Source organism: Aeromicrobium sp. WCS2018Hpa-31, assembly GCF_031843905.1.
Lineage (GTDB): Bacteria > Actinomycetota > Actinomycetes > Propionibacteriales > Nocardioidaceae > Aeromicrobium.
The window spans coordinates 286915-304077 of record NZ_JAVTJF010000005.1 but is presented as its reverse complement, the minus strand read 5'-3'; the positions used below and the strand labels follow the sequence as shown (position 1 = coordinate 304077).

At 70.6% G+C, this 17163-nt stretch carries 15 protein-coding genes; all 15 read right to left on the bottom strand.

What is annotated here, in order from left to right:
- Positions 1-704: 704 nt before the first annotated feature.
- Positions 705-1169, bottom strand: coding sequence for a MaoC family dehydratase (locus RQG84_RS08700; protein WP_055969263.1), 465 nt, complete (start codon positions 1167-1169; stop codon positions 705-707).
- A 10-nt stretch (positions 1170-1179) separates the two neighbouring features.
- Positions 1180-2475, bottom strand: a complete 1296-nt coding sequence (locus RQG84_RS08695) for a thymidine phosphorylase (protein ID WP_311209714.1) — start codon at positions 2473-2475, stop codon at positions 1180-1182.
- Complete coding sequence (locus RQG84_RS08690; protein ID WP_311209713.1) at positions 2472-3680, bottom strand: cytochrome P450; 1209 nt, start codon at positions 3678-3680, stop codon at positions 2472-2474. Before RQG84_RS08690 ends, RQG84_RS08695 begins: the two co-directional genes overlap by 4 nt.
- Positions 3677-4156 (bottom strand): cytidine deaminase, encoded by a 480-nt coding sequence (locus RQG84_RS08685; protein ID WP_311209721.1) that lies wholly within the window; start codon positions 4154-4156, stop codon positions 3677-3679. Before RQG84_RS08685 ends, RQG84_RS08690 begins: the two co-directional genes overlap by 4 nt.
- Positions 4157-4179: 23 nt before the next feature.
- The gene (locus tag RQG84_RS08680) at positions 4180-5442 is read right to left on the bottom strand and encodes an ABC transporter permease (protein WP_055969269.1); all 1263 of its coding nucleotides are present in this window, start codon (positions 5440-5442) and stop codon (positions 4180-4182) included.
- Complete coding sequence (locus RQG84_RS08675) at positions 5439-6557, bottom strand: ABC transporter permease (RefSeq protein WP_311209712.1); 1119 nt, start codon at positions 6555-6557, stop codon at positions 5439-5441. The genes RQG84_RS08680 and RQG84_RS08675 overlap by 4 nt, the downstream gene beginning before the upstream one ends.
- A complete protein-coding gene (locus tag RQG84_RS08670; protein ID WP_311209711.1) occupies positions 6554-8119 on the bottom strand; it encodes an ABC transporter ATP-binding protein in 1566 nt (521 codons plus the stop codon). The genes RQG84_RS08675 and RQG84_RS08670 overlap by 4 nt, the downstream gene beginning before the upstream one ends.
- Positions 8120-8250: 131 nt before the next feature.
- On the bottom strand, positions 8251-9303 hold the full coding sequence (locus RQG84_RS08665; RefSeq protein ID WP_311209710.1) for a BMP family ABC transporter substrate-binding protein: 1053 nt from the start codon (positions 9301-9303) through the stop codon (positions 8251-8253).
- Between the two features lie 128 nt (positions 9304-9431).
- On the bottom strand, positions 9432-10595 hold the full coding sequence (locus RQG84_RS08660; RefSeq protein ID WP_311209709.1) for an amidohydrolase: 1164 nt from the start codon (positions 10593-10595) through the stop codon (positions 9432-9434).
- Between the two features lie 68 nt (positions 10596-10663).
- A complete protein-coding gene (locus tag RQG84_RS08655; RefSeq protein ID WP_311209720.1) occupies positions 10664-11083 on the bottom strand; it encodes an SRPBCC family protein in 420 nt (139 codons plus the stop codon).
- Entirely contained in the window at positions 10983-12365 is a 1383-nt protein-coding gene (locus RQG84_RS08650) for an MFS transporter (protein ID WP_311209708.1), read from the bottom strand. The genes RQG84_RS08655 and RQG84_RS08650 overlap by 101 nt, the downstream gene beginning before the upstream one ends.
- Before the next feature lie 16 nt (positions 12366-12381).
- Positions 12382-12792, bottom strand: coding sequence for a MarR family transcriptional regulator (locus RQG84_RS08645; RefSeq protein ID WP_311209707.1), 411 nt, complete (start codon positions 12790-12792; stop codon positions 12382-12384).
- A gap of 884 nt (positions 12793-13676) precedes the next feature.
- Entirely contained in the window at positions 13677-14423 is a 747-nt protein-coding gene (locus tag RQG84_RS08640) for a succinate dehydrogenase/fumarate reductase iron-sulfur subunit (RefSeq protein WP_257729869.1), read from the bottom strand.
- 13 nt (positions 14424-14436) lie between these two features.
- A complete protein-coding gene (locus tag RQG84_RS08635; RefSeq protein ID WP_311209706.1) occupies positions 14437-16413 on the bottom strand; it encodes a fumarate reductase/succinate dehydrogenase flavoprotein subunit in 1977 nt (658 codons plus the stop codon).
- Positions 16413-17129, bottom strand: coding sequence for a succinate dehydrogenase cytochrome b subunit (locus RQG84_RS08630; RefSeq protein ID WP_311209705.1), 717 nt, complete (start codon positions 17127-17129; stop codon positions 16413-16415). Before RQG84_RS08630 ends, RQG84_RS08635 begins: the two co-directional genes overlap by 1 nt.
- Positions 17130-17163: the final 34 nt, after the last annotated feature.

Sequence of the window (17163 nt, the reverse complement as noted above, 5' to 3'; positions counted from 1 at the left end):
GTGGGCCTTCACGTGCTGCTGCGTCGCTGCCAGTGGGCCTTCACGTGCTGCTGCGTCGCTGTGGCTTCACGTCGAGGTGACCTCCGAAAGGGCCTCGACCGCAGCGGTGGGTCTCGGCCCGGCGGGGTCTGCGGGGCGCGGCCACGATTCTTCATCTGTGCGGGATTCACGCACGATTCTTCCTTCGCGTGGACCGTGCCACGCGAAGGAAGCATCGTGGCGACGAAAAGGGCCCCGTACGGGCAGGGATTCTCCCTTCTCGTGGACCGTCACGCGCAAAGGAAGAATCCCTGCCCACCCGACTCGCACCGGCGCCCCCGGCGGACGCAGGATTCTGCCTTCGCGCGCAGAACCCCGAACGATGCTGCATTCACGACGGGATCCCGTAGCAAACGCAGCATCCTTCGACCCCTCACGCACGAACGCAGCACCTTGCGTCCCCCAGCCACGCCCCGAGAACCCGACCGAGCCCGGACCCATCCGCCGGTCGAGGCCCTCTCGGAGCGCAGGTCCAGTCGCAGCCACAGCGACGCAGCACCGAGCGAAGGCCCAGCCGAGGCAGCGCAGCCGCGAGCGAAAGCCCGACCCAGTCAGCGCAGCACCGAGCGGAAACCCAACCCAGTCAGCGCAGCACCGAGCGGAGGCCCAACCGAAGCGACGCAGCAGCACCCCCACGACGCCCCGCGCCGACGCCCCACGAACGCTCAGGCGCCGTTGGCCTCGATGAGGACGGTGACGGTCTCGGCGACGCACGCCGGCTTGTCCTTGCCCTTGATCTCGATCTGGTGGCGCAGGGTCACCTGCTGGCCGCGCTCGACGTCCTGGACGTCCAGCACCGTGACCCGGTTGCGCAGCTTCGAGCCGACGACCACCGGCGTCATGAACCGCACCTTGTTGAGGCCGTAGTTCACCCGCGCGACGTCGCCGGCGAAGGCGTACACCTGGGCCCCGAGGAACGGCAGCAACGACAAGGTCAGGTAGCCGTGGGCGATCGTGGCGCCGAACGGTCCCTCGGCCGCCCGCTCGGGATCGACATGGATCCACTGGCGGTCGCCGGTGGCGTCGGCGAACAGGTCGATCCGCTCCTGGGAGATCTGGACCCACTCGCTCACGCCCAGCTCGTCACCCACGGACCCGGCGACCTCGTGACGGTCGTTGAGCACACGCATGCAGTCGACCCTAACCAATCCGGTCGATGACCACATCCGCGGACGCGGCGCCGGCGCCCGAAGCAGTGGCCTCGACGCGCACCGCGCCCTCGAGCGCCTCGAGCGCGCGCTCGAAGCGTTCGGGCGTGTCGGTGTGCAGGGTCATCAGGGGTGCACCGGCGCGGACCTCGTCGCCGGGCTTGGCGTGCAGCTCGATGCCGGCACCGGCCTGCACGTCCTCCCCCGGACGGGACCGACCCGCGCCGAGACGCCACGCCGAGACGCCGACCCCGAACGCGTCGAGGGCCGTGACGACGCCGTCGGACTCGGCCGTGACCACGTGCGTCTCGCGGGCCGTGGGCAGCGGAGCGTCGGGGTCGCCACCCTGGGCGGAGATCATGCGCCGCCAGGCGTCCATCGCGCGGCCGTCGGCCAGGGCGTCGGCCGGGTCGACGTCGGTGCGTCCGGCCGCCACCAGCATCTCGCGGGCCAGGGCGAGGGTCAGGTCCACGACGTCGGAAGGCCCACCCCCGGCGAGGACCTCGACCGACTCGCGGACCTCGAGCGCGTTGCCTGCGGTGAGGCCGAGCGGCGTGGACATGTCGGTCAGCAGCGCCACCGTGGTCACGCCCGCGTCGGTGCCCAGCGCCACCATCGTCTCGGCCAGCTCGCGCGCGTTCTCCTCGGTCTTCATGAACGCGCCCGAGCCGACCTTCACGTCGAGCACGAGCGCGCCGGTGCCCTCGGCGATCTTCTTGCTCATGATCGAGCTGGCGATGAGCGGGATCGCCTCGACGGTGCCGGTCACGTCGCGCAGGGCGTAGAGCTTCTTGTCCGCGGGCGCCAGACCCGTGCCGGCCGCGCAGATGACGGCACCGACGTCCTCCAGCTGGGCGAGCATCTCCTCGTTGCTGAGCGCGGCCCGCCAGCCGGGGATCGACTCCAGCTTGTCGAGCGTGCCGCCGGTGTGCCCGAGTCCGCGACCCGAGAGCTGCGGCACGGCCACGCCGCACGCCGCGACGAGCGGAGCGAGCGGCAGGGTGATCTTGTCCCCCACGCCGCCTGTGGAGTGCTTGTCGGCGGTCGGGCGGCTGAGGGACGAGAAGTCCATCCGCTCACCGCTGGCGATCATGGCGTTCGTCCACCGGGCGATCTCGCGCCGGTCCATGCCGTTCAGCAGGATCGCCATGGCCAGGGCCGACATCTGCTCCGGTGCCACCACCCCGCGGGTGTAGGCGTCGACCACCCAGTCGATCTGCTCGTCGGTGAGGGTGTTGCGGTCGCGCTTGGCCGCGATGACGGCGGGGGCGTCGAAGGGTTCGTTCACGTCAGGGTCACCTCGAGGGACTCGTAGCCGCGCAGCACCCAGGTGGGCCGCCGCGGGGCGACGCCGGTGAGCGCGATCGTGGGGAAGCGCTCGAGGAGCCGTCGGACGGTGATCTCGAGCTCGACGCGCGCGAGTGGCGCGCCCAGGCAGAAGTGCAGGCCCATGCCGAAGCCGACGTGGGGGTTGGGGTCGCGCGCGACGTCGAAGGCGTCGGCCCGCTCGAACACGTCGGCGTCGCGGTTGGCCGAGCCCATCAGGCAGGCCACCGTCTCACCCGCTCGCACGGTCACGCCCGCGACCTCGACGTCGGTGGTGGCCGTGCGCTCGAACATCTGCAGCGGGGCGTCGTAGCGGATGAGCTCCTCGAGCGCGGTCGCCACGCTGACCTCACCCACGGTGACCCGGGCCAGCTGGTCGCGGTGCGACAGCAGCGCATGCATGCCGTTGCCGAACACGTTGACCGACGCCTCGTGGCCGGCGTTGAGCAGCAGGACCACGGTCGCCACGAGCTCGTCGTCGCTGAAGCCCTTCCCGTCCTGCCGCTCCCTGACCAGGTCGCTGACGAGGTCGTCGCCCGGCTCCCGGCGGCGCAGCTCGACGATCTCGCGCACGTACGCGGCGAACTCGCTGCTGGCCGTCACGGCCGCGGCGCGGACGTCGTCGCCGACCCCCTGCTCGTACATGTGCACGATGGCCTGGGACCAGTCGCGCAGCCGCTCGTGGTCCTCACGCGGCACTCCGAGCAGGTCGGCGATGACGAACACCGGCATCGGCTCGGCGTAGCGCGCCAGCAGGTCGACGGGCCGACCCGCACGGAGGTCGTCCGTGAGGTCGTCGAGCATCTCGTCGGCGAGCACCTCGATGCGCGGGCCCATCCGCTCCACGTGGCCGCGGGAGAACGCGCCGGCCAGCAGCCGACGCATGCGGGTGTGCTCCGGGGGCTCGTTCTCCATGAGCTGGTTGCGGTGCAGCGTGTTGAACGGCTCCATCTGCTCGGTGGGCTCCCAGTCCGTCCAGAGCCGACCGAGGCTGCGGTTGCGCAGCACGGCGCTCACCGCCGCGTGGGTGGTGGCCACCCATCGACCCTCCTGCTCCGACCGCAGCATCGGCCCGGCGGCGCGCCACCGGGCCAGCAACGGGTACGGGTCGTCGAGGAGGTCGGGCGCAGTGAGGTCGGGGATGGGGAGGTCGGGGACGACGCTCACGCGTCGGTCTCCTTCGTTCCCGCGGCCAGACCGTCGGCCCCCTCGCCGGAGGCGAGATCATCAGCCCCCTCGCCGGAGGCGAGATCATCAGCACCGAACGCATCGGGCAGGACCTCGTCCATGGTCCGCACGCCCGAGGCGGTGAGCAGCTGCATGGCCGGGCCTCCGTTCTCCCACAGGAGCTGGCGGCACCGGCCGCACGGCATGAGCGGACGGCCCTCGCCGTCCACGCACGCGACCGCGACCAGACGGCCACCGCCCGTGGCGTGCAGCGCGGAGACCATGCCGCACTCGGCGCACAGGGCCACGCCGTAGGCCGCGTTCTCGACGTTGCACCCGAGCACCACCCGGCCGTCGTCGACCAGGCCGGCCACACCGACCTTGTAGTGCGAGTACGGGGCGTAGGCGCGCTGCATGACCTCGGTGGCGTACCTGGTGAGGGCGCCCCAGTCGACGGGGTCGTCGGCGGTGCTGATGCCGAGACCGAACGATTCGGCCACTAGCCCGCACTCCCCTTGCGGTACGGCTTGCCGTCCGCGGCCGGCATGCGCAGGCGTTGGGAGAACAGCGCCAGCACGAGCAGCGTGGTGAGGTACGGCGTCATGCCGGTGAGGTCCTCCGGGACCGAGCTGGTCAGGAAGTACCAGCCGGCCACGACGACGCCCAGGAGCGCCGCCACGAGGGACGAACGACGTCCGTGCTGGCGCCACTGCCAGATGGCCAGCGCCACGAGGCCGACGGCGACGAGCAGCAGCAGCCCATGGATCGTGTCGCCACCGCCGCGCAGGCGCAGCGTGTCGGTGTAGCCGAACAGGCCGGCGCCGGCCAGCAGACCGCCGGGCCGCCAGTTGCCGAAGATCATGGCGGCCAGGCCGATGTAGCCGCGACCGCCGGTCTGTCCGTCGCGGAAGCCGTTGGCCGCCACGAGCGCCAGGAACCCTCCGGCCAGACCCGCGAAGGCACCGGAGGTGACCACGGCGACGAACTTGTAGCGGATGACGTTCACGCCGAGCGACTCCGCCGCTGCCGGGCTCTCGCCGACCGAGCGCAGCCGCAGGCCGAACCGGGTCCGCCACAGCAGGTACCAGGTGAGCACGAACAGGGCGAGCGCGATGAGCGTGAGCACGTTGAGGTTCGACACGAGGGCACGCAGGAGCGCGGCCAGGTCGGACAGGAAGAACCAGTTCTTGGCCTCGAGGTCACCGAGCGGGTCGGCGAGCGCACTGATGGTGATGCTCGGCAGGTCGTCGATGCGCGGCGACTGCGTCTGACCACCGCCGGGCACGCCCGTGAACGCGAGCACCGCGAGGTACTGCACGGCGCCGAGCGCGATGATGTTGATCGCGACGCCGGAGACGATGTGGTCGACGCCGAAGATGACGGTGGCCACGGCGTGCAGCAGCCCACCCAGGGCGCCGAAGCCGATGGCACCCAGCACGCCCCACCAGGGGCCCACGAAGTAGCCGTAGTAGCCGGCGCCGAAGGTGCCGAGGATCATCATGCCCTCGAGGCCGATGTTCACCACGCCCGCGCGTTCGGCCCACAGACCGCCCAGGCCGGCCAGACCGATCGGCACCGCTGCCACGAGGGTCGCGCGCAGCGTGCCCGAGGAGTTGAGGTCGTCGGCTCCGGTGATCACCCGCAGCGCGGAGAACAGCAGCAGCAGACCCGCGATGCCGAGCAGCACCACCGGGAACGTGATCCGCGACCGCGTCGCGGGAGCCGTCGGCGCGCCGCCGACGGGCGGGGTAGCGATGCTCATCGACTCACTCCTTCCGTCGTCGGGCCGGTCGGTCTGTCGTCGTCGAGCGTCGCGGCCACCTGGCGCTGCTCGAGGCGCACGCCGTAGCGGCGCACCACCTCGTAGGCGATGACGACGGTCAGCACGATCGTCCCCTGCGTGATCTTGACGATGTCGGGCGAGACGTCGAGCAGGATCTGCAGCGGGTTGGACTGCTCGTCCAGGAAGGCGAACAGCAGAGCGCCGAGCGCGATGCCGATGGGGTGGTTGCGACCCAGCAGCGCGATGGCGATGCCCGCGAAGCCGAGGCCCGACTGGAACGTCGACCCGTACGCGAAGGCCTCGCCGAACAGGATCGGCAGACCCACCAGGCCCGCCGCGGCACCGGACAGCAGCATCGAGACGAGGACCATCTTCTTGACGTCGATGCCGGAGGCCACCGCGGCGCTCTCGGAGAGGCCGGTCGCCCGCAGGTCGAAGCCGAACCGGGTCTTGTTGATGACGAGCCAGTACGCGACGCCCACCAGGATCGCGAGGAACACGAACCCGTAGACCTGGTTCGGCGCCCCCGGGAAGAGCGTGAAGCCGGGGATCCGGCTGCCCTCGGGGATCTCCTTGGTGGCCACGATGTTGGAGCCCGGGTCGCTCACGGCCGCCTTGCGCAGCATGAAGGCCACGAGGGCGGTCGCGATCGCGTTGAGCATGATCGTGGAGATCACCTCCGAGACGCCGCGCGTGACGCGCAGGAGCCCGGCGATGCCGGCCCAGGCCGCACCCACCAGCATTGCGGCGAGGATCGCGGCGGCCGTGTTGAGCCAGCCGGGCAGCCACGCCTCGCCGGCCACGACCGCGGCGGCGAACGACGCCACGCGGTACTGGCCGTCGACGCCGATGTTGAACAGGTTCATCCGGAAGCCGATGGCCACCGCCACGCCCGACAGGTAGTAGACCGTGGCCGAGTTGACGATGTTGGTGAGCCCACGCGCCTCGGGCACGCTCAGGATCTGGCCCCACACACCACCGACGGAGTCGCCGGCCACGACGAGCACCAGGCTCGTGATGAGGAACGCCGCCACGAGGGCGAGGACGGGCGCGGCCGCCGCGAGGGCGATGCGCTTGAGTCGCTGGTCGGTCATGCCGGACCTCCTTCGTCGGCACCGGTCATGGCCGAGCCCAGCTGCTGGGGGGTGACGGTGGCGGGGTCGAACGTGCCGACCAGGCGACCGCGCAGGATCACCCGGATGGTGTCCGAGAGGCCGATCAGCTCGTCGAGGTCGGCCGAGATCAGCAGCACCGCCAGACCGTCGCGCCGTGCCTGCTTGATGTGGTCCCAAATCGCCGCCTGGGCGCCGACGTCGACGCCGCGGGTGGGGTGCGAGGCGACGAGCAGGCTCGGCTCGCCGGTCATCTCGCGACCGATGATGAGCTTCTGCTGGTTGCCGCCGGACAGTGCGCGGGCCAGGGTGTCGATGCCCGGGGTGCGGACGTCGTAGGCGTCGACGATGCGCTGGGTGTCCTGACGGGCACCGGCGCGGTCGATGAACGGACCCTTGACGTTGGGCTCTCGCGTCTGGTGGCCGAGCACCCGGTTCTCCCACAGCGGGGCGTCGAGAAGGAGCCCGTGCCGGTGCCGGTCCTCGGGGATGTAGCCGATGCCGGCCTCGCGGCGCAGCCGCGTGGACCGGCCGGCCAGGTCGTCGCCGTTGAGCGCGATGGTGCCGGTGGCACCCGGACGCATGCCCATGACGGCCTCGACCAGCTCGGCCTGGCCGTTGCCCTCCACGCCTGCGATGCCGAGGATCTCGCCGCGGTGGATCGTCAGGTCGATGTCGGCCAGCAACGGGCGACCCGACCCCGCGGAGGCCGGAAGGCCGAGGTCGCGGACCTCCAGGACCGGCTGGTCGGTCACGGTGGACGTCTCGGTGCTGGGGCTCGGCAGCTCCGAGCCGACCATGAGCTCGGCCAGCTGACGCGACGTGACGCCGGCGGCCGGACGCGTCTCGACGGTGGTGCCCCGACGGACGACGGTGACCGTGTCGGCGACCGACAGCACCTCGTCGAGCTTGTGGGAGATGAAGATGACCGCGAGGCCCTCCGCCTTGAGCTCGCGCAGGTTCTCGAACAGCTCGTCGACCTCCTGCGGCACGAGGACGGCGGTCGGCTCGTCGAGGATGATCACGGAGGCGCCGCGGTACAGCACCTTGAGGATCTCGATGCGCTGGCGTGCACCGACGCCGAGGTCCTCCACGAGGGCGTCGGGGTCGACGTCGAGCCCGTAGGCCTCGGAGATGCGCCGGATCTCCGCGCGTGCGGCGTCGCCGATGCCGTGCAGCTTCTCCGCACCCAGCACGACGTTCTCGAGCACGGTGAAGTTGTCGGCGAGCATGAAGTGCTGGAACACCATGCCCACGCCCGCGGCGATCGCGTCGGACGGGGACGAGAGCTCGACGGGGTTGCCGTGCACCTCGATCGTCCCGGAGTCCGGCTTCTGGACGCCGTAGAGGATCTTCATGAGCGTCGACTTGCCGGCACCGTTCTCGCCGACGATCGCGTGCACGGTCCCCCGTCGCACGTCGATGTCGATGTCGTGGTTGGCGATGACACCGGGGAACGTCTTGCCGATGCCGCGCAGCCGGACGACGACGTCGCCCGCCCCGGGATCGAGGTCGGTGGTCTCGTCGGGGACGGACGTGGTCACGCAGCACTCCTCAGAGGCGGGTCCGGCCGCGAGGCCGGAGGGATGGAGCAGGTCACACAGGCAACGGCCCGGCCCCACGCTCGCGCGCAGGGCCGGACCGCGTCAAGGATGCGAGGTCCCTGGACGTCCGTTCACTCGCTCGGGACGGTGATCTCGCCGTCCACGATCTGCTGCTTGTACTCGTCGAGCTTGTCGGCGATGTCGTCGACCTGACCGCCGGTGGTGGAGTAGCCCACACCGTCGACCTTGAGGTCGTAGACCGTCGGGCCCGTGGGAGCGGCGCCGTCGGCGACACCCTTCAGGTACGCGAACACGGCGACGTCGATGTTCTTGAGCATCGACGTCAGGATCACGTCGCGGACGGACTCGTCGGCCGTCAGCGCCTGGTCGGAGTCGACGCCGATGGCCTTGGCGTCGGCGGCCGAGGCGGCCTCGAACACACCGCCACCGGAACCGCCGGCGGCGTGGTAGACCACGTCGGCGCCCTTGTCGTACATGCCCTCGGCGGCCGTCTTGCCCTTGGCCGGGTCACCGAAGCCGCTGAAGTCCGGCGGCTGCGTGAGGTAGCGGGCCTGGATCTCGATGTCGGGGTTCACGGCCTTGGCGCCGGCCTCATAGCCGACCTCGAACTTCTTGATCAGCGGCGTCTCGACACCACCGACGAAGCCGATGTTGCCGGACTCGGACTTGAGCGCGGCAGCGGCGCCCACGAGGAAGGAGCCCTGCTCCTCGGCGAAGAGGAGGTTGGCGACGTTCTCGCCCTCGACACCGTCGTCGATGATCGCGAAGTCGACGTCGGGGTTGGCCTTGGCGACCTTGCCGACGGCCTGCGAGTAGGCGAAGCCCACGGCGATGACCGGGTTGTAGTCGGCGTCGACGAGCTGCTGGAGGCGACCCTCACGGGCGGACTCGGGCTCGCCGTCCTGCGCCTCGGCGGTCTGGACCTCGAAGCCCAGCTCGCACTCGGCCTTGTCGAGGCCCTTGGCGGCGGAGTCGTTGAACGACTGGTCGCCACGTCCGCCGACGTCGAAGGCCATGCCGACCTTCGTGTCGACCTTCTCGACGCAGTCGTCACCGGCGGCGGTGTCGTCGTCGTTGCTCGAGCTGTTGTTCGCGCAGCCCGCACCGGCGAGCACGAGTGCGGCCACGCCGGCGACGGCGGTGACCTTGGTGAGTCGACGCAAAGTTCCTCCTTGAGACATCGCCGGAGAGCCCGGCACGCCTGCACCCTAGCCGCGCCCGGGGGTCCTTCGGGAGGTCCTGCGCCCGATTGCGACGGGCCGTAACCGATTCGTCACCTTCGGGGGCGCCGCTAGAGCAGGGCGGAGCAGGCGAGCACCTTGGCGCCCACGGCGATGGCGCGCTCGTCGGGCCGGAAGTTCCCCTGGTGCAGGTCGTAGGTGGGCCCGTCGGGCGTGCGGGTGCCGAGTCGACCCATCGCGCCCGGGACCGCCTCGACGTACCACGCGAAGTCCTCGCCGCCGAGGCTCTGGGTGGTGGTGGCCACCGCCGCGGGCCCGATGGCGTCGGAGACCGCGCGGCGGAGCAGCTCGGTGACCCCGAAGTCGTTGACGACGGGCGGGACGCCGCGCACGTAGGTGACGTCGGCGCTGACGCCGAACGGCTCGATGATGTCGGCGATGAGCCCGCGCACCAGGTGCTCGGCCTGGTGCCAGGCCGCGGAGTCGAGCATGCGCAGCGTGCCGCTGAGCTCGCCGGTGGAGGGGATCACGTTGGCGGCGTTGCCGGCTCGCACCGACCCCCACACCAGGCTCGCGCCCGAGCGAGGGTCGAAGCGGCGCGAGAGCACGGCGGGCAGCTGCGTCACGAGGCTCGCGAGCGCGTAGGTGAGGTCCTCGGTGAGGTGCGGGCGCGACGTGTGCCCGCCACGACCGGAGAGCGTGACCTGGATGCGGTCCGACGCTCCCGTGATCGGACCCTCGCGCAGGCCCACCTGGCCGACGTCGAGCGACGGGTCGCAGTGCAGCGCCACGATGCGCGAGACGCCGCGCAGGACACCGGCCGAGAGCAGCCGGAGCGCACCCCCGGGCATGACCTCCTCCGCGGGCTGGAAGATCAGTCGGACCCGGCGCGGCAGGCCGCCGGCCACGTGCAGCTCCTGCAGTGCCACGGCGGCCCCGACGAGCGCGGACACGTGGACGTCGTGGCCGCAGGCGTGGGCGACGCCGGGCGACGTCGAGCGCCACGGGTCGGAGGTGGTGTCGTCGATCGGGAGGGCGTCGAGGTCGGCCCGCAGGGCCACGATCGGCCCCTCCTCGGGTCCGATCTCGGCCACGAGCCCGGTGCCCTCGAAGCGCTCGTAGGAGATGCCCAGCTTGTCCATCCACGCGGCGACCACGTCGGTGGTGCGCTCCTCGTGCCAGGACAGCTCAGGGCTCGCGTGCAGGTCACGCCGCAGCTCGATGAGATCGGGCGTCACGACCTCGATCGAGCGGGAGACGGCGTCGACGGACATTCGTCCAGGGTATCCCCGGCCCGCGATCGGCGCGGATGCCGTCCAGGACCGCCGACGACGCGACCGGCCTACGGTCGGCCGAGGGCGCGCTCGATCTGCTCGATCGTCTCGTCGGCGAGCTTCTCGATCGGCCGCTTCAGCACGAGGGGCGCGAGGGCGTGCAGCAGGAACGGGAACTCGAACTGGGCCCGGTAGTGGACCTGCGTGCCCCCGCCCTCCACGCTGTCGTCGGGCGTGAACGTCATGACGTCGGTGGCCGTCGTGCGCCCGTTGACCCCGCGGCAGGCGAAGAACGTGGGCGGGTCGTACCCGACGGTCTCGTACTCGAGCGACACCGTGCGCCCCATGAAGCGGGAGCGGTTGGCGTACCGGGTACCCATGCCGCCGTCACCCGACAGGCGCGTCGTCTCGATCGTGCCGGGGTCCCAGTGCTCGGTGTTCTCGAAGTCGCTGAGGTAGGCGAAGACCTCCTCGACCGGCCGCGGCAGGTGGAAGGTGCGCTCGACGTCCATGCTGCGAGCGTAGGCGAGTCGCGATGGCGTGGAGCTCCTGCCGGTCGATCTGGCGACGGTGCGCGTACCAGAGCAGCGCCAGGGCGACCCCGACCAGCGAGAGCGCGCCACCGCCGACGAGCGTCCACCGGGCCCCGAAGGTCTCACCGACCCAGCCGATGAACGGCGACCCGAGCGGCGTGCCACCCATGAAGATCATCAGGTAGAGCGCCGCCACCCGGCCACGCATGACCGGCTCGGTGGTGATCTGGATGGTGGCGTTGGCCGCGGTGATCATCGTGAGGGCGCAGAGCCCGAGCACCGGGAGCACCAGCGCGTACGAGAGGTAGCCGGGCATGAGACCGGCGACGATCTCGACGACGCCGAAGGCGATGGCGGCGCCCACCACGAAGCGCAGGCGTGGGCGCTCACGTCGGGCAGCGAGCAGCGCCCCGGCCAGGGAGCCGACCGCCATGATCGAGCCGAGGATGCCGTACTCCCCCGCCCCCTTCTCGAAGACGTCGGTGGCCATGAGGGCACTGGTCATCTGGAAGTTCAGGCCGAAGGTGCCGACGGCGAACACGATCGTCAGCACGAGGACGAGGTCGGGTCGGGACCGGACGTACCGCACGCCGTCGCGGACCGCCCCCTTGCGCGAGCCCATGACGGGCGCCGGGGCGAGGCGTGCCGGGTCGAGCTTCTGCAGCGACGCGATGACGGCGAGGTAGCTGACGGCGTTGGCGAGGATGACCCAGCCGGTGGCCTCGACCCCGGAACCGCCGGCCGCGATGAGCAGGCCGGCGAGCGCCGGCCCGACCATGCGGGCGGAGTTGAACGAGGCGGAGTTGAGGCCCACCGCGTTGGACAGGTCCTCCGGCCCGACCATCTCGACCACGAACGACTGACGTGCGGGGGCGTCGAACGCGGTGCCGACGCCGAAGACGAACGCCAGCAGGTACACGTGCCAGACCTCGACGGCGCCCGTGATCGCCAGCACGCCCAGCACGGCGGCGGGGATCGCCATGGCCACCTGGGTGCAGCGCAGGACCGTCCGCTTCGGGAACCGGTCGGCCACCACCCCGGCCACGGGCGACAGCAGCAGCGCCGGGAGGAACTGCAGCCCGGTGGTGATGCCGAGCGCGGTGCCGCTCGACGTCAGCTGGAGCACCAGCCAGTCCTGGGCGACGCGCTGCATCCACGTGCCGATGTTCGAGACGATGGCACCGGCGGCGTAGACGCGGAAGTTGCGGACGTGCAGGGCGCGGAAGGTGGGACTCACGAGTCCACCCCCGCCCTCATGAGTCGGTGATCCGCGTGAGGATCGCCGCCGCCTCGCGCAGGACGGCGCGCTCGCGGGCATCGAGGCTCGTGAGCCGCTGGTGCAGCCACGCGTCGCGTCGCTTCCGCTCCTCCGCCAGGGTCTTCTCGCCGAGGTCGGAGAGGCTGACGACGACCTGTCGACCGTCCTCGGGGTGGGGTGCGCGCTCGACGAGTCCGTCCTCGGCGAGGCAGTTCAGGGTGCGGGTCACGCTGGGGGCGCTCACGCGCTCACGGGCGGCGATCGACGACGGCGACGTCGGGCCCATCTGGCGCAGCGTGCCCAGCACGGACATCTGCGTCGGGGTCAGGTCGGAGTGCCGCTCCTGCCGGAGCCTGCGGTTGAGTCGGGCCACCGCCAGCGCGAGGTTCTGGGAGTCGGTAGGCATGTCCTTAGCCTAGGTCATTAACCATGCTAATTCAAATCTGCAACGATCTCTGCGTCCTGCGGCTGCGCTGCTGCAGTTGGCTCGGCCTGCGGCTGCGCTGCTGCAGTCGGGCTCGGCCTGCGGCTGCGCTGCTGCGGGTCGTCGTGGGTGCGGCCTCCGAAAGGCCTCGGCGGAAAGGGGGGCTCTCGGCGCGGCCGAGCTCGCCGCCCTCCGCCCCCCATCGGTGGATCCTCATCCCCAAGAAGCGTGCTGCGGTTGACGATCCACCCATGACCGGCGGGTCACCCCCATCGGTGGATCCTCAACCTCAGGAAGCGTGCTGCGGTTGACGATCCACCGATGACGAGTCCGGACCGGCTCGGGTGGTGGATTCTCAACCCCAGGGACGATGCTGCGGTTGAGAATCCACCGATGACGGCCCGCGCGGTGCGTTCTCCACCAATCCCCCGCCCGGGCGGTGAGTTCTCCACCGCCTCAGCGACGAGACGGTGGAATCTGCACCGCGCAGCCCTGCAGGTCGAACCATTCGGTGCAGAAGTCACCGCTCGAGGGGGAAAAGCGCGGAAGACGGCCCGCAGGATCGGCCGAGGCGCTGGGAGTCGCCCGGTCGAGGCCCTTTCGGAGCCCGACCCCGGCACCGGCCGAGCGGACGCAGCCCCGACCGAGCACCACCGCCACCGACGCAGCCCCCACCCGAGCACAACCACAACCGACGCAGCCCCCACCCGAGCACAACCACAACCGACGCAGCCCCGACGCGAGATCCATCGCACGCGGCGACGCAGCCCCCCACCCGAGGACGACCACAGCAGCCCCGCCCCCACGACGCACGACCGCCCGCCACCGGAGCGGTGGCGGGCGGTCGGGGTGGTGCTGGAGCGCGCTCAGGCCTTGCCGGCGGCGAGGGCGCCGAGCAGGTCGCGGTTGAGCCGCGAGATGACGTCGAGCGGGATGCCCTTGGGGCAGGCCGCCGTGCACTCGCCGATGTTGGTGCAGGAGCCGAAGCCCTCGGCGTCGTGCTGGGCGACCATGTCGACCACGCGGGACTCGCGCTCAGGCTGGCCCTGCGGGAGCAGGCCGAGGTGGGTCACCTTCGCCGCGGTGAACAGCATGGCCGAGCCGTTCGGGCAGGCCGCCACGCAGGCGCCGCAGCCGATGCAGGTGGCCGCCGCGAACGCGTGGTCGGCGTCCTCCTTCGGCACGGGCAGGTTGTTGGCCTCCGGCGCCGAGCCGGTGTTGACGCTGATGTAGCCGCCGGCCTGGATGATCCGGTCGAAGGCGCCGCGGTCGACGACGAGGTCCTTGACGATCGGGAACGCGCCCGCACGCCACGGCTCGATGTCGATGACGTCGCCGTCCTTGAACGAGCGCATGTGCAGCTGGCACGTGGTCGTGACCTCGGGGCCGTGCGCGATGCCGTTGATGACCACGCCGCACGATCCACAGATGCCCTCGCGGCAGTCGTGGTCGAAGGCGACCGGCTCCTCGCCGGCGAGCGTCAGCTGCTCGTTGAGCACGTCGAGCATCTCGAGGAACGACATGTCCTCGGAGACGTCGTCGAGCCCGTAGCCGACCATCTGGCCCTTCGTCTCGGCGTTCTTCTGACGCCAGACGTTGACGGTGATCTTCACTTGCAGCTCCCGTTCACTTGTAGGACCGAGCCTTCATCTCGACGTACTCGTACTCGAGGGGTTCCTTGTGCAGGATCGGCTTCTGGCCGCCCTCGGCACCGTTGAACTCCCACGCCGCCACGTAGGCGAACTGGTCGTCGTGGCGCAGGGCCTCGCCGTCCTCGGTCTGGCTCTCGGCGCGGAAGTGGCCGCCGCACGACTCCTCGCGGTTCAGCGCGTCGATGCACATCAGCTCGCCGAGCTCGAAGAAGTCCACGACCCGGCCGGCACGCTCAAGCGTCTGGTTGAGCTCCTCGGCCTCGCCGGTGACCTTCACGTTCTTCCAGAAGTCGTCGCGCAGCTCGCGGATGAGCCCGATCGCCTTGATCAGGCCCTCCTCGCTGCGCTCCATGCCGCAGTACTCCCACATGATGTGGCCCAGCTCCTTGTGGTAGCTGTCCACGGTGCGGTTGCCGTCGACGGCCAGCAGTGCGGAGATGCGCTCCTCGACGGCCTCGCGCGCCTCGGTGACGGCCGGGTGGTCGTCGCCCACGGGCTCGAAGGGGCCGTCCGCGAGGTAGTTCGCGATGGTGGTCGGCAGCACGAAGTAGCCGTCGGCCAGGCCCTGCATCAGCGCGGAGGCACCGAGACGGTTGGCGCCCTGGTCGGAGAAGTTGGCCTCGCCGGTGACGAAGAGGCCCTCGAGGTTGCTCTGCAGGTCGTAGTCGACCCACAGCCCGCCCATGACGTAATGCACGGCCGGGTAGATGCGCATCGGCTCGTTGTACGGGTCCTCGCCGGTGATCCGGGCGTACATGTCGAACAGGTTCCCGTACTTGGCCTCGACCGCCGGGCGGCCCATGCGCTCGATCGCGTCGGCGAAGTCGAGGTAGACCCCGAGCCCGCCGGGACCGACGCCCTTGCCGTCGTCGCACTGGTACTTGGCCGCACGCGAGGCGATGTCGCGCGGGACCAGGTTGCCGAACGCGGGGTAGATGCGCTCCAGGTAGTAGTCGCGCTCGTCCTCGGGGATGTCGCGCGGGTGGCGGTCGTCGCCGGCCTTCTTGGGCACCCAGATGCGGCCGTCGTTGCGCAGCGACTCGCTCATCAGCGTGAGCTTGGACTGGTAGTCGCCCGAGACGGGGATGCAGGTCGGGTGGATCTGCGTGTAGCAGGGGTTGCCGAAGTAGGCGCCACGACGGTGCGCGCGCCAGGTGGCGGTCACGTTGCAGCCCATGGCGTTCGTCGACAGGAAGTAGACGTTGCCGTAGCCGCCGCTGGCCAGCACGACGGCGTCGGCGGTGTGCGACTCGATCTCGCCGGTCACCATGTCGCGGACGATGACGCCGCGCGCCTTCCCGTCGACCATGACGAGGTCGAGCATCTCGTGGCGGGTGTGCACGTCGACCGTGCCGGCGGCGACCTGCCGCTCGAGCGCCTGGTAGGCGCCGATCAGCAGCTGCTGGCCGGTCTGGCCGCGGGCGTAGAACGTGCGGGAGACCTGCACGCCACCGAAGGAACGGTTGTCGAGCAGGCCGCCGTACTCACGCGCGAACGGCACGCCCTGCGCCACGCACTGGTCGATGATGTTCACCGACACCTGCGCGAGGCGGTACGAGTTGGACTCGCGCGAGCGGAAGTCGCCGCCCTTGACCGTGTCGTAGAACAGCCGGTACACCGAGTCGCCGTCGTTGCGGTAGTTCTTGGCGGCGTTGATGCCGCCCTGGGCGGCGATCGAGTGGGCGCGACGCGGGCTGTCCTGGTAGCAGAAGCTCGTGACGTGGTAGCCGGCCTCGCCGAGGGTGGCCGCGGCGGACGCACCGGCCAGACCGGTGCCCACGACGATGACCTTGATCTTGCGACGGTTCGCGGCGTTGACCAGCTTGGCGTCGAACTGACGCTGCTCCCAGCGACGCTCGATGGGCCCGCTCGGCGCCTTGGCGTCGGCGATGGGGTCGCCGTGCTCGATGAACTGCTCGGCAGCCCCGGTGGGGGTGAAGGTCTCGGTCATCAGGAACCAGCTCCGAAGAAGAAGATCGCGAAGGGGACGACGAGGAAGCCGCCGGCGATGACCACCGACAGCACCCAGGAGGCGATGGTGATCGCCGAGCCCTTACGGGTGCTGCTGCGGTTCTGGCCGAGCGTGGTCAGGGCGCTCCAGAAGCCGTGCCACAGGTGGAAGCCGACCGCGACCAGGCCGATCGTGTACAGCAGCACCACCCACCACAGCTCGAAGCCGTTGACGACGCGCTCGTACTTGCTGTCCGAGCCACCACCGGGTGCGAGCCAGTTCGGCAGCATCTGCGCCACGTGCCCGATGATGAACAGCAGCAGGATGATGCCGCCCCAGCGCATGGTGAACGTCGCGTACGAGCGCTGGATGCCCGTGCGGTTCTGCTTGGAGTGGTAGCGCGTGGTGCCCGTGTAGCCCGCCGCGACCTTGTTGCGTCGCCACAGCGTGATCGCGCAGTACACGTGCGCGACGAGCGAGACGAGCAGCACGACGCGAAGGATCCACAGCGCCCCGCCGTGCGGCAGGTACGGGTAGAGGATGTTCTCCAGGCCCTCGAGGTAGGAGTCGAAGTACTCCTGGCCCTGGAAGAACTTGAGGTTGCCGTACATGTGGACGAGCAGGTAGCCGAGCATGATCAGCCCGGACACGGCCATCGTGTACTTGAGCACGACGGTCGACCTGCGCGCCGACGCGCGAGTCAGAGTAGTGGCCACGCACGCACCGTAACCCTGAAGCGCACCTGAGCGC